This is a genomic window from Paenibacillus sp. FSL R5-0407, from assembly GCF_038009185.1.
Lineage (GTDB): Bacteria > Bacillota > Bacilli > Paenibacillales > Paenibacillaceae > Fontibacillus > Fontibacillus vini.
Map to the genome: position 1 here is coordinate 566,680 of NZ_JBBPAX010000001.1, position 17,242 is coordinate 583,921.

The 17,242-nt window shown below is 49.6% G+C and carries 19 protein-coding genes; all 19 read left to right on the plus strand.

Going from position 1 to position 17,242, the window contains the following annotated elements:
* Window positions 1-15: 15 nt before the first annotated feature.
* The 19 genes from NYE70_RS02820 to proS all read left to right on the plus strand — a co-directional run bounded on the left by NYE70_RS02820 (window position 16) and on the right by proS (window position 17,212).
* On the plus strand, window positions 16-2,091 hold the full coding sequence (locus NYE70_RS02820) for a chemotaxis protein CheA (RefSeq protein WP_211021371.1): 2,076 nt from the start codon (window positions 16-18) through the stop codon (window positions 2,089-2,091).
* Window positions 2,092-2,149: 58 nt separating this feature from the next.
* Entirely contained in the window at window positions 2,150-2,611 is a 462-nt protein-coding gene (locus NYE70_RS02825) for a chemotaxis protein CheW (protein ID WP_211021372.1), read from the plus strand.
* 3 nt (window positions 2,612-2,614) lie between these two features.
* A complete protein-coding gene (locus NYE70_RS02830; protein ID WP_211021373.1) occupies window positions 2,615-3,241 on the plus strand; it encodes a chemotaxis protein CheC in 627 nt (208 codons plus the stop codon).
* A complete protein-coding gene (locus NYE70_RS02835; RefSeq protein ID WP_211021374.1) occupies window positions 3,234-3,731 on the plus strand; it encodes a chemotaxis protein CheD in 498 nt (165 codons plus the stop codon). Before NYE70_RS02830 ends, NYE70_RS02835 begins: the two co-directional genes overlap by 8 nt.
* A gap of 2 nt (window positions 3,732-3,733) precedes the next feature.
* On the plus strand, window positions 3,734-4,180 hold the full coding sequence (locus tag NYE70_RS02840; RefSeq protein ID WP_211021375.1) for a hypothetical protein: 447 nt from the start codon (window positions 3,734-3,736) through the stop codon (window positions 4,178-4,180).
* Between the two features lie 15 nt (window positions 4,181-4,195).
* Window positions 4,196-4,984, plus strand: coding sequence for a FliA/WhiG family RNA polymerase sigma factor (locus NYE70_RS02845; protein WP_211021376.1), 789 nt, complete (start codon window positions 4,196-4,198; stop codon window positions 4,982-4,984).
* 43 nt (window positions 4,985-5,027) lie between these two features.
* Window positions 5,028-6,434 carry a DUF342 domain-containing protein gene (locus NYE70_RS02850; protein WP_211021377.1) on the plus strand — a complete coding sequence of 469 codons (1,407 nt, stop codon included), beginning with the start codon at window positions 5,028-5,030 and terminating at the stop codon, window positions 6,432-6,434.
* Window positions 6,435-6,467: 33 nt separating this feature from the next.
* On the plus strand, window positions 6,468-6,794 hold the full coding sequence (locus NYE70_RS02855) for a hypothetical protein (protein ID WP_211021378.1): 327 nt from the start codon (window positions 6,468-6,470) through the stop codon (window positions 6,792-6,794).
* A 289-nt stretch (window positions 6,795-7,083) separates the two neighbouring features.
* Window positions 7,084-7,761 carry a hypothetical protein gene (locus NYE70_RS02860; protein ID WP_213654145.1) on the plus strand — a complete coding sequence of 226 codons (678 nt, stop codon included), beginning with the start codon at window positions 7,084-7,086 and terminating at the stop codon, window positions 7,759-7,761.
* Entirely contained in the window at window positions 7,758-8,354 is a 597-nt protein-coding gene (locus tag NYE70_RS02865; RefSeq protein WP_341044937.1) for a hypothetical protein, read from the plus strand. The genes NYE70_RS02860 and NYE70_RS02865 overlap by 4 nt, the downstream gene beginning before the upstream one ends.
* 259 nt (window positions 8,355-8,613) lie before the next feature.
* Window positions 8,614-9,312 carry a 30S ribosomal protein S2 gene (rpsB, locus tag NYE70_RS02870; protein ID WP_211021381.1) on the plus strand — a complete coding sequence of 233 codons (699 nt, stop codon included), beginning with the start codon at window positions 8,614-8,616 and terminating at the stop codon, window positions 9,310-9,312.
* 129 nt (window positions 9,313-9,441) lie between these two features.
* Window positions 9,442-10,092 (plus strand): translation elongation factor Ts, encoded by a 651-nt coding sequence (gene tsf / locus NYE70_RS02875; RefSeq protein ID WP_211021382.1) that lies wholly within the window; start codon window positions 9,442-9,444, stop codon window positions 10,090-10,092.
* A 126-nt stretch (window positions 10,093-10,218) separates the two neighbouring features.
* On the plus strand, window positions 10,219-10,947 hold the full coding sequence (gene pyrH, locus NYE70_RS02880; protein ID WP_213654147.1) for a UMP kinase: 729 nt from the start codon (window positions 10,219-10,221) through the stop codon (window positions 10,945-10,947).
* A complete protein-coding gene (gene frr, locus NYE70_RS02885; RefSeq protein ID WP_211021384.1) occupies window positions 10,948-11,502 on the plus strand; it encodes a ribosome recycling factor in 555 nt (184 codons plus the stop codon).
* A 71-nt stretch (window positions 11,503-11,573) separates the two neighbouring features.
* The gene (locus NYE70_RS02890; protein ID WP_211021385.1) at window positions 11,574-12,344 is read left to right on the plus strand and encodes an isoprenyl transferase; all 771 of its coding nucleotides are present in this window, start codon (window positions 11,574-11,576) and stop codon (window positions 12,342-12,344) included.
* Window positions 12,345-12,365: 21 nt separating this feature from the next.
* Entirely contained in the window at window positions 12,366-13,169 is an 804-nt protein-coding gene (locus tag NYE70_RS02895; RefSeq protein ID WP_211021386.1) for a phosphatidate cytidylyltransferase, read from the plus strand.
* Window positions 13,170-13,195: 26 nt separating this feature from the next.
* Window positions 13,196-14,335, plus strand: a complete 1,140-nt coding sequence (locus tag NYE70_RS02900) for a 1-deoxy-D-xylulose-5-phosphate reductoisomerase (RefSeq protein WP_213654148.1) — start codon at window positions 13,196-13,198, stop codon at window positions 14,333-14,335.
* Between the two features lie 129 nt (window positions 14,336-14,464).
* On the plus strand, window positions 14,465-15,739 hold the full coding sequence (rseP, locus tag NYE70_RS02905) for an RIP metalloprotease RseP (protein WP_213654149.1): 1,275 nt from the start codon (window positions 14,465-14,467) through the stop codon (window positions 15,737-15,739).
* 21 nt (window positions 15,740-15,760) lie between these two features.
* Window positions 15,761-17,212 (plus strand): proline--tRNA ligase, encoded by a 1,452-nt coding sequence (gene proS, locus NYE70_RS02910; RefSeq protein WP_341044938.1) that lies wholly within the window; start codon window positions 15,761-15,763, stop codon window positions 17,210-17,212.
* The last annotated feature ends 30 nt before the right edge of the window (window positions 17,213-17,242 follow it).

Sequence of the window (17,242 nt, forward strand, 5' to 3'; positions counted from 1 at the left end):
AGGAGGTGCCTCACCATGGACATGAACCAATATTTATCCATGTTTATCGATGAGTCGAATGATCACTTACAGTCATTAAACGAAAATATGCTGGAACTGGAGAACCGTCCTGATGATCTCGGGATCGTACAGGTAATCTTCCGCTCCGCCCATACACTGAAGGGCATGGCTGCCACAATGGGCTTCGAGGACTTGTCCTCCCTGACGCATCAAATGGAAAATGTGCTGGATCTGGTGCGCAACGATAAACTTAAAATGCAGGATTTTATTTTTGATACCTTGTTCCAAAGTCTTGATGCTCTGCAATCCATGGTTCAAGATATTACCCAGGGAGGGGAAGGCAAAGAGGATGTAAGTTCGATCGTTGCCTCCTTGCAATCGATTGTCCGCGGCGATATAGCGCCTTCCGGGCAACAATCGGGCGCGAAAGCGGCTGATAAGGCTTCGTCTGCAAGCGGTGCGGCCATTCGGCTGGATGAATTCCAATACTCGGTCCTCGAGCAATCGATTACCGAAGGACACAAAGTAATGTACATCGAAGTGGCCGTAAGGGAAGACTGCCAATTGAAAGCCGCTCGTGCTTATCTGGTGTTCGACCTGTTGGAACGGTACGGGGAAATTGTGAAATCGCATCCGTCTGTCCAGGAAATCGAGCAGGAACAGTTCGACCGGAGCTTCTCTCTCTATTACATAACTCAAAAAGAGGCTGCGGAACTTCAAGGCATGATTATGAATCTGTCCGAGATTGATTCGGCTCAGGTAGCGCTGCTGGATCATGAGACACTGAGCCAGCTGGATTCAGGAATTAAAGAGGCTTCAGTCGCTGTAGAAGCTGCCGAGCCGACTGCGAATAATGCGGAGAAGCCGGCTGCCGGCAGTAAAGCAGCCAAGCCGGAAGAAGGCAAAACGAGCGCCCGTCCTTCCGCCGTGTCGGCAGCACCTTCCAGAACGATTCGGGTCGATATCGATCGCCTGGATGTACTGATGAATTTGTTCAGTGAGCTTCTGATTGACCGATCCCGCCTTGAACAGCTGGCTTATGAAGTGAAACGCTCCGATCTGACCGAAACCGTGGAGCATATGAGCCGGGTCAGCAGCGATTTACAAAACATTGTCCTGAAGCTGCGGATGGTTCAAATCGACTCCGTATTCAACCGTTTCCCGCGGATGATTCGGGATTTGGCCAAATCGCTGGACAAAAAAATCGATCTGATCATCGTCGGGGCCGAAACTGAACTCGACCGGACCGTGATCGATGAAATCGGGGACCCTCTGGTCCATCTGCTGCGGAACGCCGTGGACCATGGCGTAGAGCCTTTGGAAGAACGGATTGCTGCGGGCAAACCGGAAACCGGAACAGTGGAATTGCGCGCGTTCCACAGCGGAAACCACGTATTTATCGAAATCGAGGATGACGGCCACGGCATCGATCGCGACAAAGTGCTTGCGAAGGCTTTGAAGAACGGCGTTGTTACTGAGAGCGAAGCCAGTACCCTGACCGATGAGCAGGTATTTATGTTATTGTTTGCTCCGGGCTTCAGTACGGCAGAAGTGATCTCCGATATCTCCGGCCGCGGCGTAGGACTTGATGTAGTTAAAACAAAAATCGAGTCGCTCAGCGGAGTTGTCTCGGTAGATTCCAAGCTTGGAAAGGGCACGAAGTTTTCGGTTCAGCTCCCATTGACGCTGTCGATCATTTCAGCGATGTTGATCAAGGTCGGATCTGAGAAATATGCGATTCCATTGTCCTCCATCGTGGAAACGGGACTTATCAGACGGGAGCAAATTCGTAAGGTTCACGGCTACACGATGATCCCGTACCGTGATTCCCATATCCCGCTAATGTCATTAGCCGAGCTGTTTGATGTACGGGACTTCGATGAGAAGTCCGAAGAAGAGACGGAAATCGTTGTCGTCCGCAAGGGGGACAGGCTTGCAGCTCTGACGGTTGAGGACTTTATCGGTCAGAACGAAATTGTAATCAAGAACCTGGGTAAGTATCTGCCTCCTGTTCAAGGTGTAGCCGGTGCTACCATTCTAGGGGATGGGCAAGTCGCTTTGATTATAGATCCGAATGCTTTCATTAAATAAAGCTGCTTTTCAACCCGGCTGCGCAAACTTAAGCCGGGACCAATAAGGAGGGATCCCCATGGGAGAGGAAATTAAAGTCATCGTTTTTAAACTGGGGCAAGAAGAATACGGCATCGAAGTGGACAAGGTTCAAACGATCGAACGCATGATGCCGATTACCCGTGTGCCCAAGACTTTTTCTTTTGTCAAAGGCGTAATCAATCTGCGCGGCGTCGTTATTCCGGTCATTGATTTACGCGGACGTTTTGGCCTGCCGGAAGCAGAGCATAGCGATCAAACACGGATTATTATCGTGGCGGCCAATGAGATGGAGGTTGGGTTTATCGTCGATTCGGCGAATGATGTCATCGACTTGAATTCGGACTCTATCGATTCTCCTCCCGATGTGGTCGGAGGCGTCAAAGCGAAGTATTTGCAAGGGGTGGCGCGTCTTTCCGACGAACGTCTGCTTGTAATGCTGAATTTATCAGAAGTACTGAACCGCAGTGAAATTATTCAATTGGAAAGTTTAGAGGGATAACCGGTGGATCTGTTTAAGGACTTTGAGGAATTCAAAATGGACGTGTTGAAGGAGGTCGGCAATATCGGCGCTGGAAACGCGGCCACCGCACTCTCCAGACTGCTGGATAAGCCGATTGACATGGCGGTTCCTAAAGTTCAGATGCTGCCGTTCGAAGCGATTGCTGAGCGGGTAGGCGGAGCCGAGAAGATCGTGCTTGCCGTCTTTTTCCGGGTCGAAGGGGATACGCCGGGCAATTTATTCTTTATTCTTAGCCCGGAGGCGGCCAAGAAGCTCTTGCATCGCCTTGCAGGCATCGAAGTCGAAAGCGGGGACAGCTTTTCCGAAATGGAATGGTCTGCGATCTCGGAGATCGGAAATATATTGGCCGGGTCCTATATTTCTTCCCTTGCCGATTTCACCTCGCTTTCAATGACCCCAACCGTTCCAGCGCTTGCGATGGATATGGCGGGAGCAATACTAAGCTATGGGCTGCTGCAATTTGGAGAAATGGGCGATTCCGCCATGCTGATTGATACGACCTTCATTGAAGGCAAGCATGAAGTGGAAGGACAGTTTTTCCTGATTCCAGACCCCGAGTCCTTTGCAAAAATTTTCGCTGCTTTGGGAGTGCCAATGAGCCATGATTGATGAGCAGCATATCGTTAAGGTTGGCATGGCGGACCTGAATGTGATTCGCGGACAGGGGTTAATCCGCACAACGGGGCTTGGATCATGTGTAGGGGTAACATTATTTGATCCATTGCTCAAGCTGGCCGGCCTTGCTCATGTCATGCTCCCTTCGTCCTCAATCGCGCGGGAAGGTGCGTTGAACATTGCCAAGTATGCCGACACGGCAGTCCCGGAGCTGGTTAACAAGCTAAAGGCGCTCGGCGCCTCGCAAAGTCGACTGGTTGCCAAAATGGCAGGGGGATCGCAAATGTTTACCTTTGCCGGAACCGGAGACTCGATGCGGATCGGTCCAAGAAATGTGGAATCCTGCAAAGCGATGCTGTCGCAGCTCGGCATTCCGCTCCTTGCCGAAGATACGGGGGGAAATTACGGAAGAACGATCGAACTCGACTGTGAAACGGGTATATTATTCATACGCAGTGTACAAATGGGTATAAAGGAATTGTAGCTATGTCAGGAAAATTCAGGTACTTTCTTCTTATTGGATTTATCGGATTCTTAATTACTTTTGCCGTTTCGGCCGGGAATAATCTGTTTATGACCAGTTTTATCCGGGGACTTATCGGATTTGCAGCTTGGTTTTTCCTGAGTTTCGCGGGAAGCTGGGTCTTCGGCTTTTTGAAGGAGCAGGACGTCCGTTCGGATGCCAGTGATCTTTCTGCAGCGCTGCAGGAACAAGAGCAAGTGCAAGAGTTAGACAAAGGAAACAGCCTCGATTTTACGACGCCGGATCAAAGCGAGGAATTGAACGAATTATTGAAGCAGTCGCCGGACAACCAGTCGCAATCACAGGCTCACGAGTTTACACCACTCCATCCGCCTAAATTAGTTAAAACACTTGACGACAAAGATCCTGAAGAGCTGGCTAAGGTCGTTCGTCACCTGACAGAAAAATAAGGAGGGTGAAGGCAATTGAACGAGCGGAAGACATCCCCTCTGAATTACGCCGATGTTTGGGAAAGATGGAAGGAACACGGTGATTTAGAGGCCAAGAAACAACTTATCGAGAAGTATCTGCATATTGTCGACTACGTTTCGGGACGTCTGGCGGTCGGTCTGCCCAAGAATGTTTCCAAAGATGATTTATCCAGCAACGGAGTTATGGGGCTGATTGACGCTGTCGAGAAATTCGATTATAAACGCGGACTACAGTTTGAAACATATGCTTCGTGGAGAGTTAGAGGAGCGATCTTGGACGGACTGCGCCAGGGGGACTGGGTTCCCCGTTCCGTAAGAGAGAAAGCCAAAAAAATTGAAGAAGGATACCAGCAGCTCGAACAGCAGTATCTTCGGACTGTCACGGATATGGAAATGAGCGAGCACTTGAACATCAGCGAGAAGGAATTTCAGAACATGCTCCAGGAAGTCGCGGTTATGACGCTCTGCTCACTGGAAGATCCGATCCGGGAAGAAGAATCGGAGACACGGCTGTCCATGCTTGTTGACGATAAAGCAAAGAATCCCGACTATAAAGTGCAGGAGTTTTATTTGCGTGAATCACTTGCCAAAGGGATTGAAAAATTGACGGAGAAGGAACGCACGGTCGTGTCTCTGTTATATTATGAAGATTTATCGCTGAGTGAAATCGCAGAAGTGATGTCTTTATCGCCTTCACGGATCTCCCAATTGCATTCCAAGGCAATACTGCGGCTGCGCGGCAGTTTGGAAAAGCACCGCGACCTGCTTATGCGGGAGGATTAGAGGAGCTCATTTTCTTACAAGTAGATGGAAGGAGGAACGACTCATGCAATTTACGGATGATTTGGGGCAAATCCTGAGTATCACTTTAAATGACGACAAGACAGTAGCCTACTTGCAATTTATGAAAAAAGAAGAGGACTTCTCCTGTACTATGGATGCGCTCCATCAGTTTCTGAATTCCCAGGGCATTAAATATGGAATTCAGGAAGATATCGTGAAACGGTTTGCCATCAATCCGAGAGAATACTTCTTCAGCAAAACGCCGATTGCGATCGGCGTAGAACCTCAGCAAGGGGAAGATGGTTCAATTCGTTATGCGGTTCCTATGGATGATGTCAGATTTAAGCCTTTGGAAACCGATGACGGCAAAGTGGATTACAAAGAGGTTAGTCGTCTTAATAATGTCCGGAAAGGGCAGTTAATCGCCGAATTAGTTCCTCCGCTTCCCGGTCGGCCCGGAACGGCAGTAACCGGTGAAGCCATTCCTAATAAAGCGGGAAAAGACGCCAGATTCAAGGTCGGCAAAAATGTGGTGTTGAATCCCGAGCAAACCGCTATGTACGCGGCCATCGACGGGTTGGTTACCCAGACGGACAAAGGAAAGTTGAATGTGTTTCCTGTCTACGAGGTTAACGGTGATGTCGATTACAGTACGGGAAATATTGATTTTGTAGGTACCGTCGTCATCCGCGGCAATGTTCTGACCGGTTTCAAAGTCAGTGCGGCCGGGGATATTCGTGTTGTTGGCGGCGTAGAAGGGGCCGAATTGTATGCGGAAGGTTCTATCGAGATTACCGGCGGAATCATCGGTTATAACAAAGGCTTGGTCAAAGCCGGACAAAATATCAAGAGTTCTTTCATCCAGGACGGCAACGTGCTGGCGGGTGAAAATGTAGTAGTGACCCAAAGTATCATGCATTCCAATATCCGTGCAGGAAAAGACGTCATTTGCAGCGGAACCAAAGGCTTAATCGTAGGCGGCAGCATTCAAGCCGGCGAAAAAGTGACTGCACGAATTATCGGGAATCCGATGTCGACGACGACATCGATTGAGGTCGGCGTGCTGCCCGAGCTTCGAAATGAATTGATGGAACTACGTCAGCAAGTCAAAGAAATTATGGCAAACTTGGACAAGTCCGAAAAGGCCCTGACTCTGTTGGACCAACTCGCTTCTTTGGGCAAATTGACTCCGGATAAGGTAGAGATGCGCTCAAAACTGGGATTGACCAAAAAATTGCATATCCAGGAAATGAACGACCTGAAAGACCGGATGCTTAATATTGAAAAGGCGTTGGAAGATACCGGAAAAGCTCAGGTGGATGTCCTGAAAATGATATACGGCGGTTCAAAAATCGTTATTGGCCGGTATACCAAATACATTAAAGAACCGATTTCACGCATGTCCTTTTATTTCAGCGAAGGTGATATTACTATGTCGGCTTACGTATAGAACCTTATGTCGATTGAATGATGAGGTGATCGTATGGATTTGAAAGCTGTTGAATTGCAAATCGCCGTTCCCCGGACCCAGGAAGTTGGACGTATTCAGCAAGAAGCGCAGCAAAGACCTCAGATCGATCAAAGTTTATTATCCACGGCGAACATGAAGGAACGCGAGCTCGACCGTCACCGGAGTTCGAATGTTGACGAAAGCGCGCACAACAGGACAATAAAACGGGAGGACAGTTCTTCCTCGGGTAATCAACGCCAGGGCCAAGCTTCACCAGAAGAGAAACAGGCGGCACAGGAGAAGGAACAACAGCCGGCTGATCATCCGTATAAGGGGAAACATATCGACTTGTCCCTTTAGACTATTTATTTTAGAGGTTGTTCAAAAAGTCATCTTTCCACGACGAAGTAGATCATGAAGCGGATTCGACGTCGAATCTTGAATTCAGCCGGGCCTTCCGTTGCTCACGTACCCCATGAGCAAATGCTTACGAAGTCGTTTTCTACGAAAACGTTTAGCTCCGCTACTCAGTCCCTAACTTCATCCGACCTAAAGCGTTTTACAAAAACGCACTTCGAAAGCATACGCTTCGGTCCTGAAAACCTGACTTTTTGAACACGCATTTTTACAGCAAAAGGTGAGGATTACATTGTCATTTGGAGATCCATGGTTTTATATTGTACTTTTGGGGGCGGCGGCGCTTGTCTATGCATTGCTTCTGCCGGGACGAAGTCCTGCTGCGAGCTCTAAGCCTGGAGTTTCGGACGGATTTGAAGCTACGCTGGAGCAGTATATGGCCGAGATCGAGAGAGAGAATGAGGAATTGATCGACCTTGTAGCTCAGATGAAGCAGGATTTTACTTCAAAACAGCTGGCCCATCAAGAGCAGATTGCCGAGCTGCGCCAGCGTTTGGCGGATGTGGAGTTTACATCCAGGTCTAATGCTTCCCGGCTGGAGCAATTGGAACAGGACGAGCAGGTTACGGCGGCTGTTCAGGGTAAGATTTCTTCGGATATTGACTCGACAACCTGGAAGCCTGAAGTTGCTGGTGCACCGTATAATGTTGCGGAAGGACTTCCCGGTGTCGCCGCTTCCCAGGTGTCCGGGCTCGCTGAATCTATCATTCCCGCAACCGCTCAACCGGAACCTTCCCAGCCGGACACGCTCGAGCCGGAGTTGACCGAGTCCGTTCGCGACCGGTACCCGGAGCTGTTTGATTTGTATGCAAAGGGGAAATCCGTGGATACGATCGCCAAAAGCACAGGTCTCCAACGCGGGGAAGTTCAGCTTATTCTTCAGCTTGCCAAGAGGGAGGAATCCCGATGATCCGCAATCGTCAATTTATGACAGGTCTTGGCATCGGTCTGATCGTAGGCGCGTTGCTGTTGCAGATTATGATGATCGGCCAGGGGCCAAACGGTAAGCTGCAAACAAAGGAACAGATCGAGCAGGCGGCAGCCGCATTGAATTTGAAGGTTGTCTCGGCCGATCAGGAACTATTGACCGAGGAAGAGTGGCAGGAGAAGGCTGAGCAAGAGCAAGCAGGATTGGATGAAGGAATCGAATCGGAAGATCCCTTGGATCCTTCAAATCCCGATGCGCCGAACACACCGGGCGCCCCTGACGATCCTGATTTACCGGGGGGAAAAGGCGCTGTCTCCGTCCCTGAAACGACCTCTCCGGCATCTCCGAAGGAGCCTGACAAAGCCACGGTGACCTACAAGATCTCCCACGGCAGCACGCTGACCGGCGTGGCGGAGGGTTTGCTCAAGGCAGGCGTGATCAGTGACAAGGAAGCCTTCTTGCAGGCTGCGAAAGACAAGAAGATCAATTACAAAGTGCGTACAGGTACCTTTACCTTTGAACAAGGTGAAGATTTCAGCTCCATTATTTCCAAGATTTCAAGTACCGTAAAATAAAGAGAAAATATTGTGGTTTGGATACAGCGAGCTCCTGAATAGGGGCTTTTTTTGTTTCTTAATTGGAGATCTTCTCGCTTTTTGGCGTCCAAGCCGCAAACTTGGTTGCATCGTGTATTTACTTATGGTATATTAATTGACGGTGTTATAACGCACGCTGACCGATTTCATCAAGGGTGCTCTCATAATGAGAGTCTTGACGGAAGATGAGGCCGGCGGAGGAAGCATCAAAAAAACCAAACTTAGGAGGTGCGTGAAGATGGCAGTAATCTCCATGAAACAACTGCTTGAAGCAGGCGTTCACTTCGGACACCAGACTCGTCGTTGGAACCCGAAAATGGATCGTTATATCTTCACTGAAAGAAACGGAATTTACATTATCGACCTGCAAAAAACGGTCAAGAAAGTTGAAGAAGCTTATAACTTCGTTAAAAGCGTAGCTGAAGAGAATGGCACCATTCTTTTCGTAGGCACGAAGAAACAAGCTCAAGACTCCGTGAAGGAAGAAGCAGAACGCGCTGGTCAATTCTACATTAACCAACGCTGGCTCGGCGGTACGCTGACCAACTTCCAAACGATTCAAAAACGGATCGACCGTTTGAAGCAATTGGAATCTTGGGAAGAAGACGGTACTTTCGCTGTCTTGCCTAAGAAAGAAGTTATCATTCTTCGCAAAGAAAAAGATCGTCTCGAGAAATTCCTGGGCGGAATCAAGAACATGAAGGGCTTGCCAAGCGCTCTGTTCATCATCGATCCTCGCAAAGAACGCATCGCGGTTGCTGAAGCCCGCAAATTGGGTATCCCAATCGTAGGTATCGTTGATACCAACTGCGATCCGGACGAAATCGACTACGTGATTCCTGGTAACGATGACGCGATCCGCGCGGTTAAACTGCTCACCAGCAAAATGGCTGACGCTGTAATCGAAGCGAACCAAGGCGAGCAAACTACGGCTTAATATTGAAACAATACCGATAGAATTAAATTAAAAAGGGTGGTTGGTAGGTGTCAAACCTCTCACTACCCTTTTTTTAAGAGATATTTTAAAGTGAAAGTTATCCAATCTTATTGTGGAGGTAATATAAACATGGCTGTTGATGCTAAATCTGTAAAAGAACTGCGTGAAAAAACAGGTGCGGGTATGTTGGATTGCAAAAAAGCACTTGAAGAAGCAAACGGAGATTTGACGAAAGCGATTGAGATTCTTCGTGAAAAAGGTCTTTCCGCTGCAGCGAACAAAGCTGGACGTATCGCTACGGAAGGCGTTGTAGAATCCTACATCCATGCCGGCGGCCGGATCGGCGTACTGGTTGAAATCAACTGCGAAACTGACTTCGTTGCGAAGACAGATCAGTTCAAAGATTTCGCTCGTGACATCGCAATGCATATCGCGGCTATGAGCCCACGTTATGTACGTCGTGAAGAAGTTCCGCAAGAAGAAGTGGAAAAAGAGAAGGAAATTTTGAAGGCTCAAGCGCTTAACGAAGGCAAGCCTGAGAAAATCGTTGAAAAAATGGTTGAAGGCCGTATCAGCAAGTACTACGAAGAGTTCTGCTTGCTTGAGCAATCCTTCGTGAAAGACCCTGACAAAACGATCTCCGCATTGGTTAATGAGAAGATCAGCGCTATCGGCGAGAACATCTCGATCCGTCGTTTCGTTCGTTATGAACTGGGCGAAGGCATGGAGAAAAAAGTGGATAACTTCGTTGAAGAAGTTATGGCTCAAGTTAGACAATAAGATTAACAAGTTAGAACCATCATATAATTGAATGTCTGAAAAGTTGGAACACGCCGTGTTCCTTCTTTTTTAACCTGACACCCGCATAGCTTATTTCAGTAGGGGGTCTATAGTGGAGGTATACAATTGAAACAGCCAGTTTTTAAACGTGTTGTCTTGAAGGTTAGCGGTGAATCGCTGGCCGGGCAAAATGGGTACGGTATCGATGCCGAGACGATTTCGTCGATCGCCCAGCAGGTGAAAGAAGTCGTTGAGCTCGGAGTTCAAGTCGCCATCGTATGCGGAGGCGGTAACATTTGGCGGGGCATTGCAGGCAGCGCCAAAGGGATTGACCGCGCAACTGCAGACTATATGGGGATGCTGGCCACGGTTATGAATTCGCTGGCTTTGCAGGACGCGCTCGAACAAATCGAGGTCCCTACACGGGTGCAAACCTCCATCGCAATGCAGCAAATCGCCGAGCCGTACATTCGCCGCCGGGCTATCCGTCATTTGGAAAAGGGCAGAGTCGTGATCTTTGCCGCCGGTACGGGAAATCCGTTCTTCTCTACCGATACGACCGCCGCGCTGCGCGCAGCGGAAATCGAAGCAGAAGTAATTTTGATGGCGAAGAACAAAGTAGACGGGGTTTATTCGGCGGATCCTTTTGTCGACCCGACTGCGGAGAAATACGAAATGCTCACTTACTTAGAAGTGCTTAACAAAAACCTGGGTGTTATGGATTCGACAGCATCGTCGCTGTGCATGGACAATAACATCCCGCTGATTGTATTTGCCATTACGGAACAAGGGAATATCAAACGTGTCGTTCTGGGCGAGAAGATCGGGACGATTGTCAAAGGGAGTGTAGATTAAATGCCGCAAAGTATCAAAACTCATGCCGAAGAACGCATGGATAAAGCGATCCAGGCACTTAAACGAGATCTTGCTACGCTTCGGGCCGGAAGAGCCACGCCTTCTCTGCTTGATCGGATTCAAGTGGATTACTACGGTTCTCCGACTCCGGTAAATCAGCTTGCCAACATTAATACACCGGATACCCGCACCCTTATGATTCAGCCTTGGGACAAATCGTCCTTGGCCGATATCGAGCGGGCGATCCAAAAGTCCGACCTGGGCTTGACACCTGCCAACGACGGGACGTCGATCCGACTCTCCATTCCGGCTTTGACGGAAGAGCGTCGTTTGGAACTTGTGAAAATGACGAAGAAGTTCGGAGAAGAGGCGAAAGTAGCGATCCGCAACATTCGCCGCGATGCGAACGACGATATCAAAAAGTTGGAGAAAACCGACATCTCTGAAGACGAATCGCGCAGACATCAGGAAGATATCCAAAAAACGACCGATAAATTTATCGCGGAAGTGGATAAAGTGCTTGCTGCGAAAGAAAAAGAGATCATGGAAGTTTAAGAGACATATTGCGGCCCCTCCTTTTACGGTGGGGTTTTGTCTCTTTTTCATCACCGGCTGGAGGAAGAGCAATGAAAAATGTTTTTGGGTTCTGGCGAAAAAAAGGGAATGGCTCTGTGTCTGTATCTGTGCCTGACAGCGATAATATCCCTAAGCATGTCGCTATTATTATGGACGGCAACGGCCGTTGGGCGCGCAAGCTCGGCTTGCCGCGTATCGTCGGTCACCGGAACGGAATGAAGGCTGTTAAACGGGCAACGATTGCGGCGGATGAGCTTGGAATTTCCGTCTTGACGCTTTATGCCTTTTCGACAGAGAACTGGAAACGGCCAAAGGATGAGGTCGACTTTTTGATGTCGCTTCCCCAAGAATTTTTGGCACTGGAACTCGAGGAATTGATACAGAAAAACGTTCAGGTCCGGATGATGGGACATACCGAGGAACTTCCGGAGCATACGATTTCCGCCATGGAAGAAGCCATTGAGCGGACCAAAAACAATACGGGACTTATTTTGAATTTTGCGCTCAACTATGGAAGCCACCGGGAAATCACGGAATGCGTCAAAGAACTTGCCCGCGATGTGAAAGATGGCAAAATCCAGCCCGAGGAAATTACTCAGGATATGATCGGTTCCGGCCTCTTGACCGGCGGATTACCTGACCCTGATTTGCTCATTCGGACCGGCGGCGAGCTGCGGCTCAGTAATTTTATGTTATGGCAAACGGCATATAGCGAACTATGGTTTACGGATCTGTACTGGCCTGAATTCGGACGCGAGCAATTGTTTGCTGCGGTAACGGAGTATCAAAGACGAACTCGGCGGTATGGCGGATTATCCTAGCGGGATGGAAGGTGTAGACAGTTGAAACAACGGTTGATAACTGGAATTATAGCCGGAGGCGGATTCCTCGGGCTCTGTCTGGCAGGAGGGATTTGGTATCATGGGCTTGTCTTGGTCATGGCCTTGATCGGATTTTATGAATTCGTGCGTATGACGAAGACTCCGGCTTTTGGCGGCACCGCTGTGATCGGGTATCTGGGCGTACTATACGTCGTGTTTCCGTGGAAGCTGCTCGGACTGGACATGCCGCTGAACTTACTGTCGGTATTCTGGCTGCTGATGCTGCTGTTTCTTGTCGTTACCGTTGTTTCCAAAAACGGGATTCCGATCGGACAAGTTGCACTGCTGTTTCTTGGCATGGTTTACGTCGGCGTGGGATTTGCTTATCTTGCTGATACGCGAAGTACTGCGGATGGGCATGGACTGTTTTGGACCTTCCTGATGCTTGCTTCGATCTGGAGCAGCGATGCCGGTGCTTATTTTGTGGGCCGGAGATTCGGCAAGAACAAGTTGTGGCCTGCAATCAGCCCTAATAAGACTGTGGAAGGCGCGATTGGAGGCATCATATGCGCGGTTATCGTCGCCGTTATTTTTGCATTGGCTTCCGGTGGCCTGCTCACGATTGGAAGAGCGCTTATTCTTGGCGTGTCGGCTGCTGTAGTGGGTCAGATGGGCGACTTAATCCAATCGGCTTACAAACGGGTGTACGGCATAAAGGATTCCGGTAATTTGCTGCCCGGTCATGGCGGTATTCTGGATCGCTGCGATAGTTGGATCGCCGTTTTTCCGTTTGTACATATATTATCTTTACTTCCGGTGTTCTGAAATTATTGAGGTGAGAGGTGCGCGTAATGAAAAAACTAGCAATCATCGGCTCGACCGGCTCCGTCGGTACCCAGACCCTCGATGTCATAACTCAGCATGCTGATCAGTTTGAGGTGGAAGGGCTGGCTGCAGGTTCCAATGCCGATCTCTTCGTGGAGCAGGTAAACAAGTTCCGTCCGAAAAAAGCTTCCGTCTCGACTAAAGAAATTGCGGATCGGGTCCGCCCCTTGATACCGTCGGGAGTGGAGTTGTATTACGGAGAAGAGGGACTAATCGAGGTAGCTGCCGGAACCGAAGCGGAAACGGTCGTTACTGCGATTGTAGGGAGTGCGGGGTTGCCGGCTACATTGGCTGCGATTTCCGAAGGCAAACATATTGGACTGGCTAACAAAGAAACGCTGGTGACTGCGGGTCATCTCGTAACCGGATTGGCCAAAAAAAAGGGAGTATCCCTGTTGCCCGTGGACAGCGAACATTCCGCGATTTTTCAATGTCTTAATGGTGAACGGATGGAAGATGTGGAGCGGATTACGCTCACGGCATCCGGAGGCTCCTTCCGTGATTTGAGCAGGGATCAGCTACAGCATGTCACCGTTGAGGATGCTCTTAAGCATCCGAACTGGTCCATGGGTGCCAAAATAACGATCGATTCGGCCACGATGGTCAACAAAGGATTGGAAGTGATTGAGGCCCGCTGGTTGTTCGGGATGAGCTTCGAACAGATCGGCGTTCTACTGCACCCGGAAAGCATCGTCCACTCTTTCGTTGAGTATCGTGACGGGAGCGTGATCGCTCAGCTCGGTACGCCGGATATGCGTGTGCCGATCCAATACGCGCTTAGCTATCCGGAGCGTTGGACTTCAAGCACCAAACGGCTGTCCTTGGCCGAAGTGGGCAAGCTTCATTTTCGCGAAATGGATATGGTACGTTATCCTTGTTTAAGACTGGCCTTCGAATGTGGTAAAATAGGAGGAACGGCAACTAGCGTATACAATGCGGCTAATGAAGTCGCCGTAGCCCGGTTTTTGAACAGAGAGATCTCTTTTTTGCAAATTGAACATATTATCGAAAGTGTTCTGTCCAGACATGAGGTTCAGGCTGAACCGGATCTGGAAGCTATCAAAGAAGCCGACCGGTGGGCCCGCGAAACAGCGCGGTCTTTGTAAGTCCCGAGGAGTATTTTTTCTTTCGGAGCGGAAAAGTTCCATCCCGGTATTCTCTTGTACCTGATCGGAGAATAATGATAATCTAAAAGAACGTTGGACGATCCGTGGCCAAAAGGAGGATGCTTACGATTGGAATTGCTTAAAATTATATTTTTGACTGTTCTCATGTTTTTCGTGATAGTTACGGTGCATGAGTGGGGACATTATTTCTTTGCCAAGCGCGCCGGAATTCTCGTAAGGGAGTTTGCGATCGGCTTCGGTCCCAAACTGTTCTCTTACAAAAGGGATGAGACGCAATTTACCCTTCGGCTGCTGCCCTTCGGCGGGTATGCCCGGATGGCCGGGGAAGATCCGGAGCTAGTCCAGATTTCGAACGGGCAAACCGTAGCGTTAAGGCTGGATGGCGAAGAAGTCCGAAAAATATATCTGGATCGTCTTGATAGCCGGAAAAATGTAATCCGCGGCGAAGTGAGCGATGTAGATCTGGAAGACCGGCTCATCGTCAAGCTGGATGTCGACGGAGAAGAGTTAAACTATCGCGTGCATCCGCAAGCGATGCTGGTGGCGAAGGGCAAAGAAACCCAAATCGCCCCGAAGGACCGCCAATATGGCAGCAAAACGGTGGGCCAGCGTGCCCTGTCTATTTTTGCAGGCCCGCTGATGAACTTTATTCTCGCCTTCGTACTCTTCGCGCTGCATACGCAGATGGCCGGTATTCCGCTTGCGGAGCCTAGTCATTTGCAAATCGGCGAAGTAATGAAAGGCATGCCGGCTCAAGAGGCTGGCGTTCAACAGGGTGATATTATCGAATCGGTGAACGGAAAGCCGGTCGGTACCGATGCGAACGGTTTGATCGACATGATCAAAGCATCCAAGGACAAGCCGATGGAATGGACGGTTAAACGGGGAGATCAGACCCTGGCGATTACGCTGACCCCACGTTCAGTGGATAAGGAAGAAGGCGGCAAGGTCGGAAGCACAATCGTTACTTATTTCCCTACGCGGAGCGCTTCGTTTGGAGAAACGTTCACCGTGGCAGGCAAAGATATGGTTTACACGACCAAAGCGATATTTCTCGGCTTTCAGCAGCTGATCAATAAATTCTCGATGGATGATTTAGGCGGTCCGGTGCGCACTTTTGAAGTTACCGGGCAAATCGCGAAGCAAGGAATTTCACAGTTGACCTACTGGGCGGCTATTCTTAGTCTATATCTGGGGATATTCAATCTGCTGCCGATTCCTGCGCTGGATGGAAGCCGGCTTGTGTTCCTGGGGGTTGAAGCCTTGCGGGGCAAACCGGTGGATCCGAACCGCGAGGGGCTTGTGCATTTTATCGGGTTTGCGATGCTGTTCTTGCTGATGATTGCGGTCACTTATAATGATATTTTGCGATTGATAGGCTAATTACGGGAGGACTAGGGTTTAATGGCTAACGAGGAGAAACAATTTGTTACGGAAATTACTCCGCAAGGAGAAGATTTTTCACGCTGGTATATTGATGTAATCAAGAAGGCGGATTTGATGGACTATTCGCCTGTACGCGGATGCATCGTTTTCAAACCGGACGGGTATGAAATTTGGGAACATATCCAGGCGGAGCTGGATCGCCGTTTTAAAGAAACGGGCCACCGCAATGCCTACTTCCCGTTGTTTATTCCCGAGAGCTTTTTCCAGAAGGAAAAAGAACATGTCGAGGGCTTCAACCCGGAGCTTCCTTGGGTAACCGAAGCGGCTGGCGAAAAGCTGGAGGAACGTTTGGCGATCCGTCCGACTTCGGAAACCATGATCGGGCATATGTATGAGAAATGGATTCAGTCTTATCGTGATTTGCCGGTATTGATCAACCAATGGGCCAACGTGGTTCGTTGGGAGAAACGGACATTGCCGTTCCTGCGCACGAGCGAATTCCTTTGGCAGGAAGGTCATACCGCGCATGAGGACGAAAAGGATGCCCGCGAAGAAACGATGCGGATGCTGGAAATTTATCGCGATTTCGTAGAGAACTATTTAGCGATTCCGGTAATTGTTGGCCAGAAGACGCCTTCGGAGAAATTCGCCGGCGCAGTGGATACGTATTCGATCGAAGCGATGATGAAAGACGGTCGTGCCGTTCAAGCGGGAACTTCGCATTATCTCGGTACGAACTTTGCGACCGCATTCGATATCCAATATTTGAACCGTGAAAATATCCGCGAGTATGTGCATACGACATCTTGGGGTGTCAGCACCCGGTTGATCGGCTCGCTGATCATGGTTCATGGCGATGACCGCGGCCTGGCTTTGCCGCCTAAAGTGGCACCGAAGCAGGTCATGATCATTCCGATCGGCCCTCCTAAAACCCGGGATGCCGTTGTAGGCCGGGCAGACGAACTGTTTGCCGAATTGAAAAAATCCGGCGTTCGCGTCGGGATTGACGACCGTGCGGATGTCCGTCCGGGCTGGAAGTTCAATGAATACGAAATGCGCGGCGTTCCGGTTCGTCTGGAAATCGGACCACGCGATATGGAGAACGGGGTTTGCGTGCTTGTATCCCGAATCAGCGGAGAGAAAAAGGTAATATCCCAGGAGAACCTGGTGGAAGAAGTGAAATCCATGCTGGATCAGGTGCATCAGGAAATGTTTGAACGCGCCAAAGCGTTCCGGGAGGAACACTTCTATTCCGTAGATACATTGGATGAAATGAAAGCAAGCATCGAAGAGAAGCGCGGCTTTACACTCGCCGGCTGGTGCGGCTCCGAAGCGTGCGAGCGTCATGTGAAGGAAGAAACGGGCGCTACAAGCCGGAACATTCCGTTTGATCCGGAGGTTACCAAAACGACTTGTCTGGTGTGTGGGGAAGAAGCGCGGCACACGGTTGTTTTTGCCAGAGCCTATTAGAGGTTGTTCAAATAGTCATCTTTTGATCAC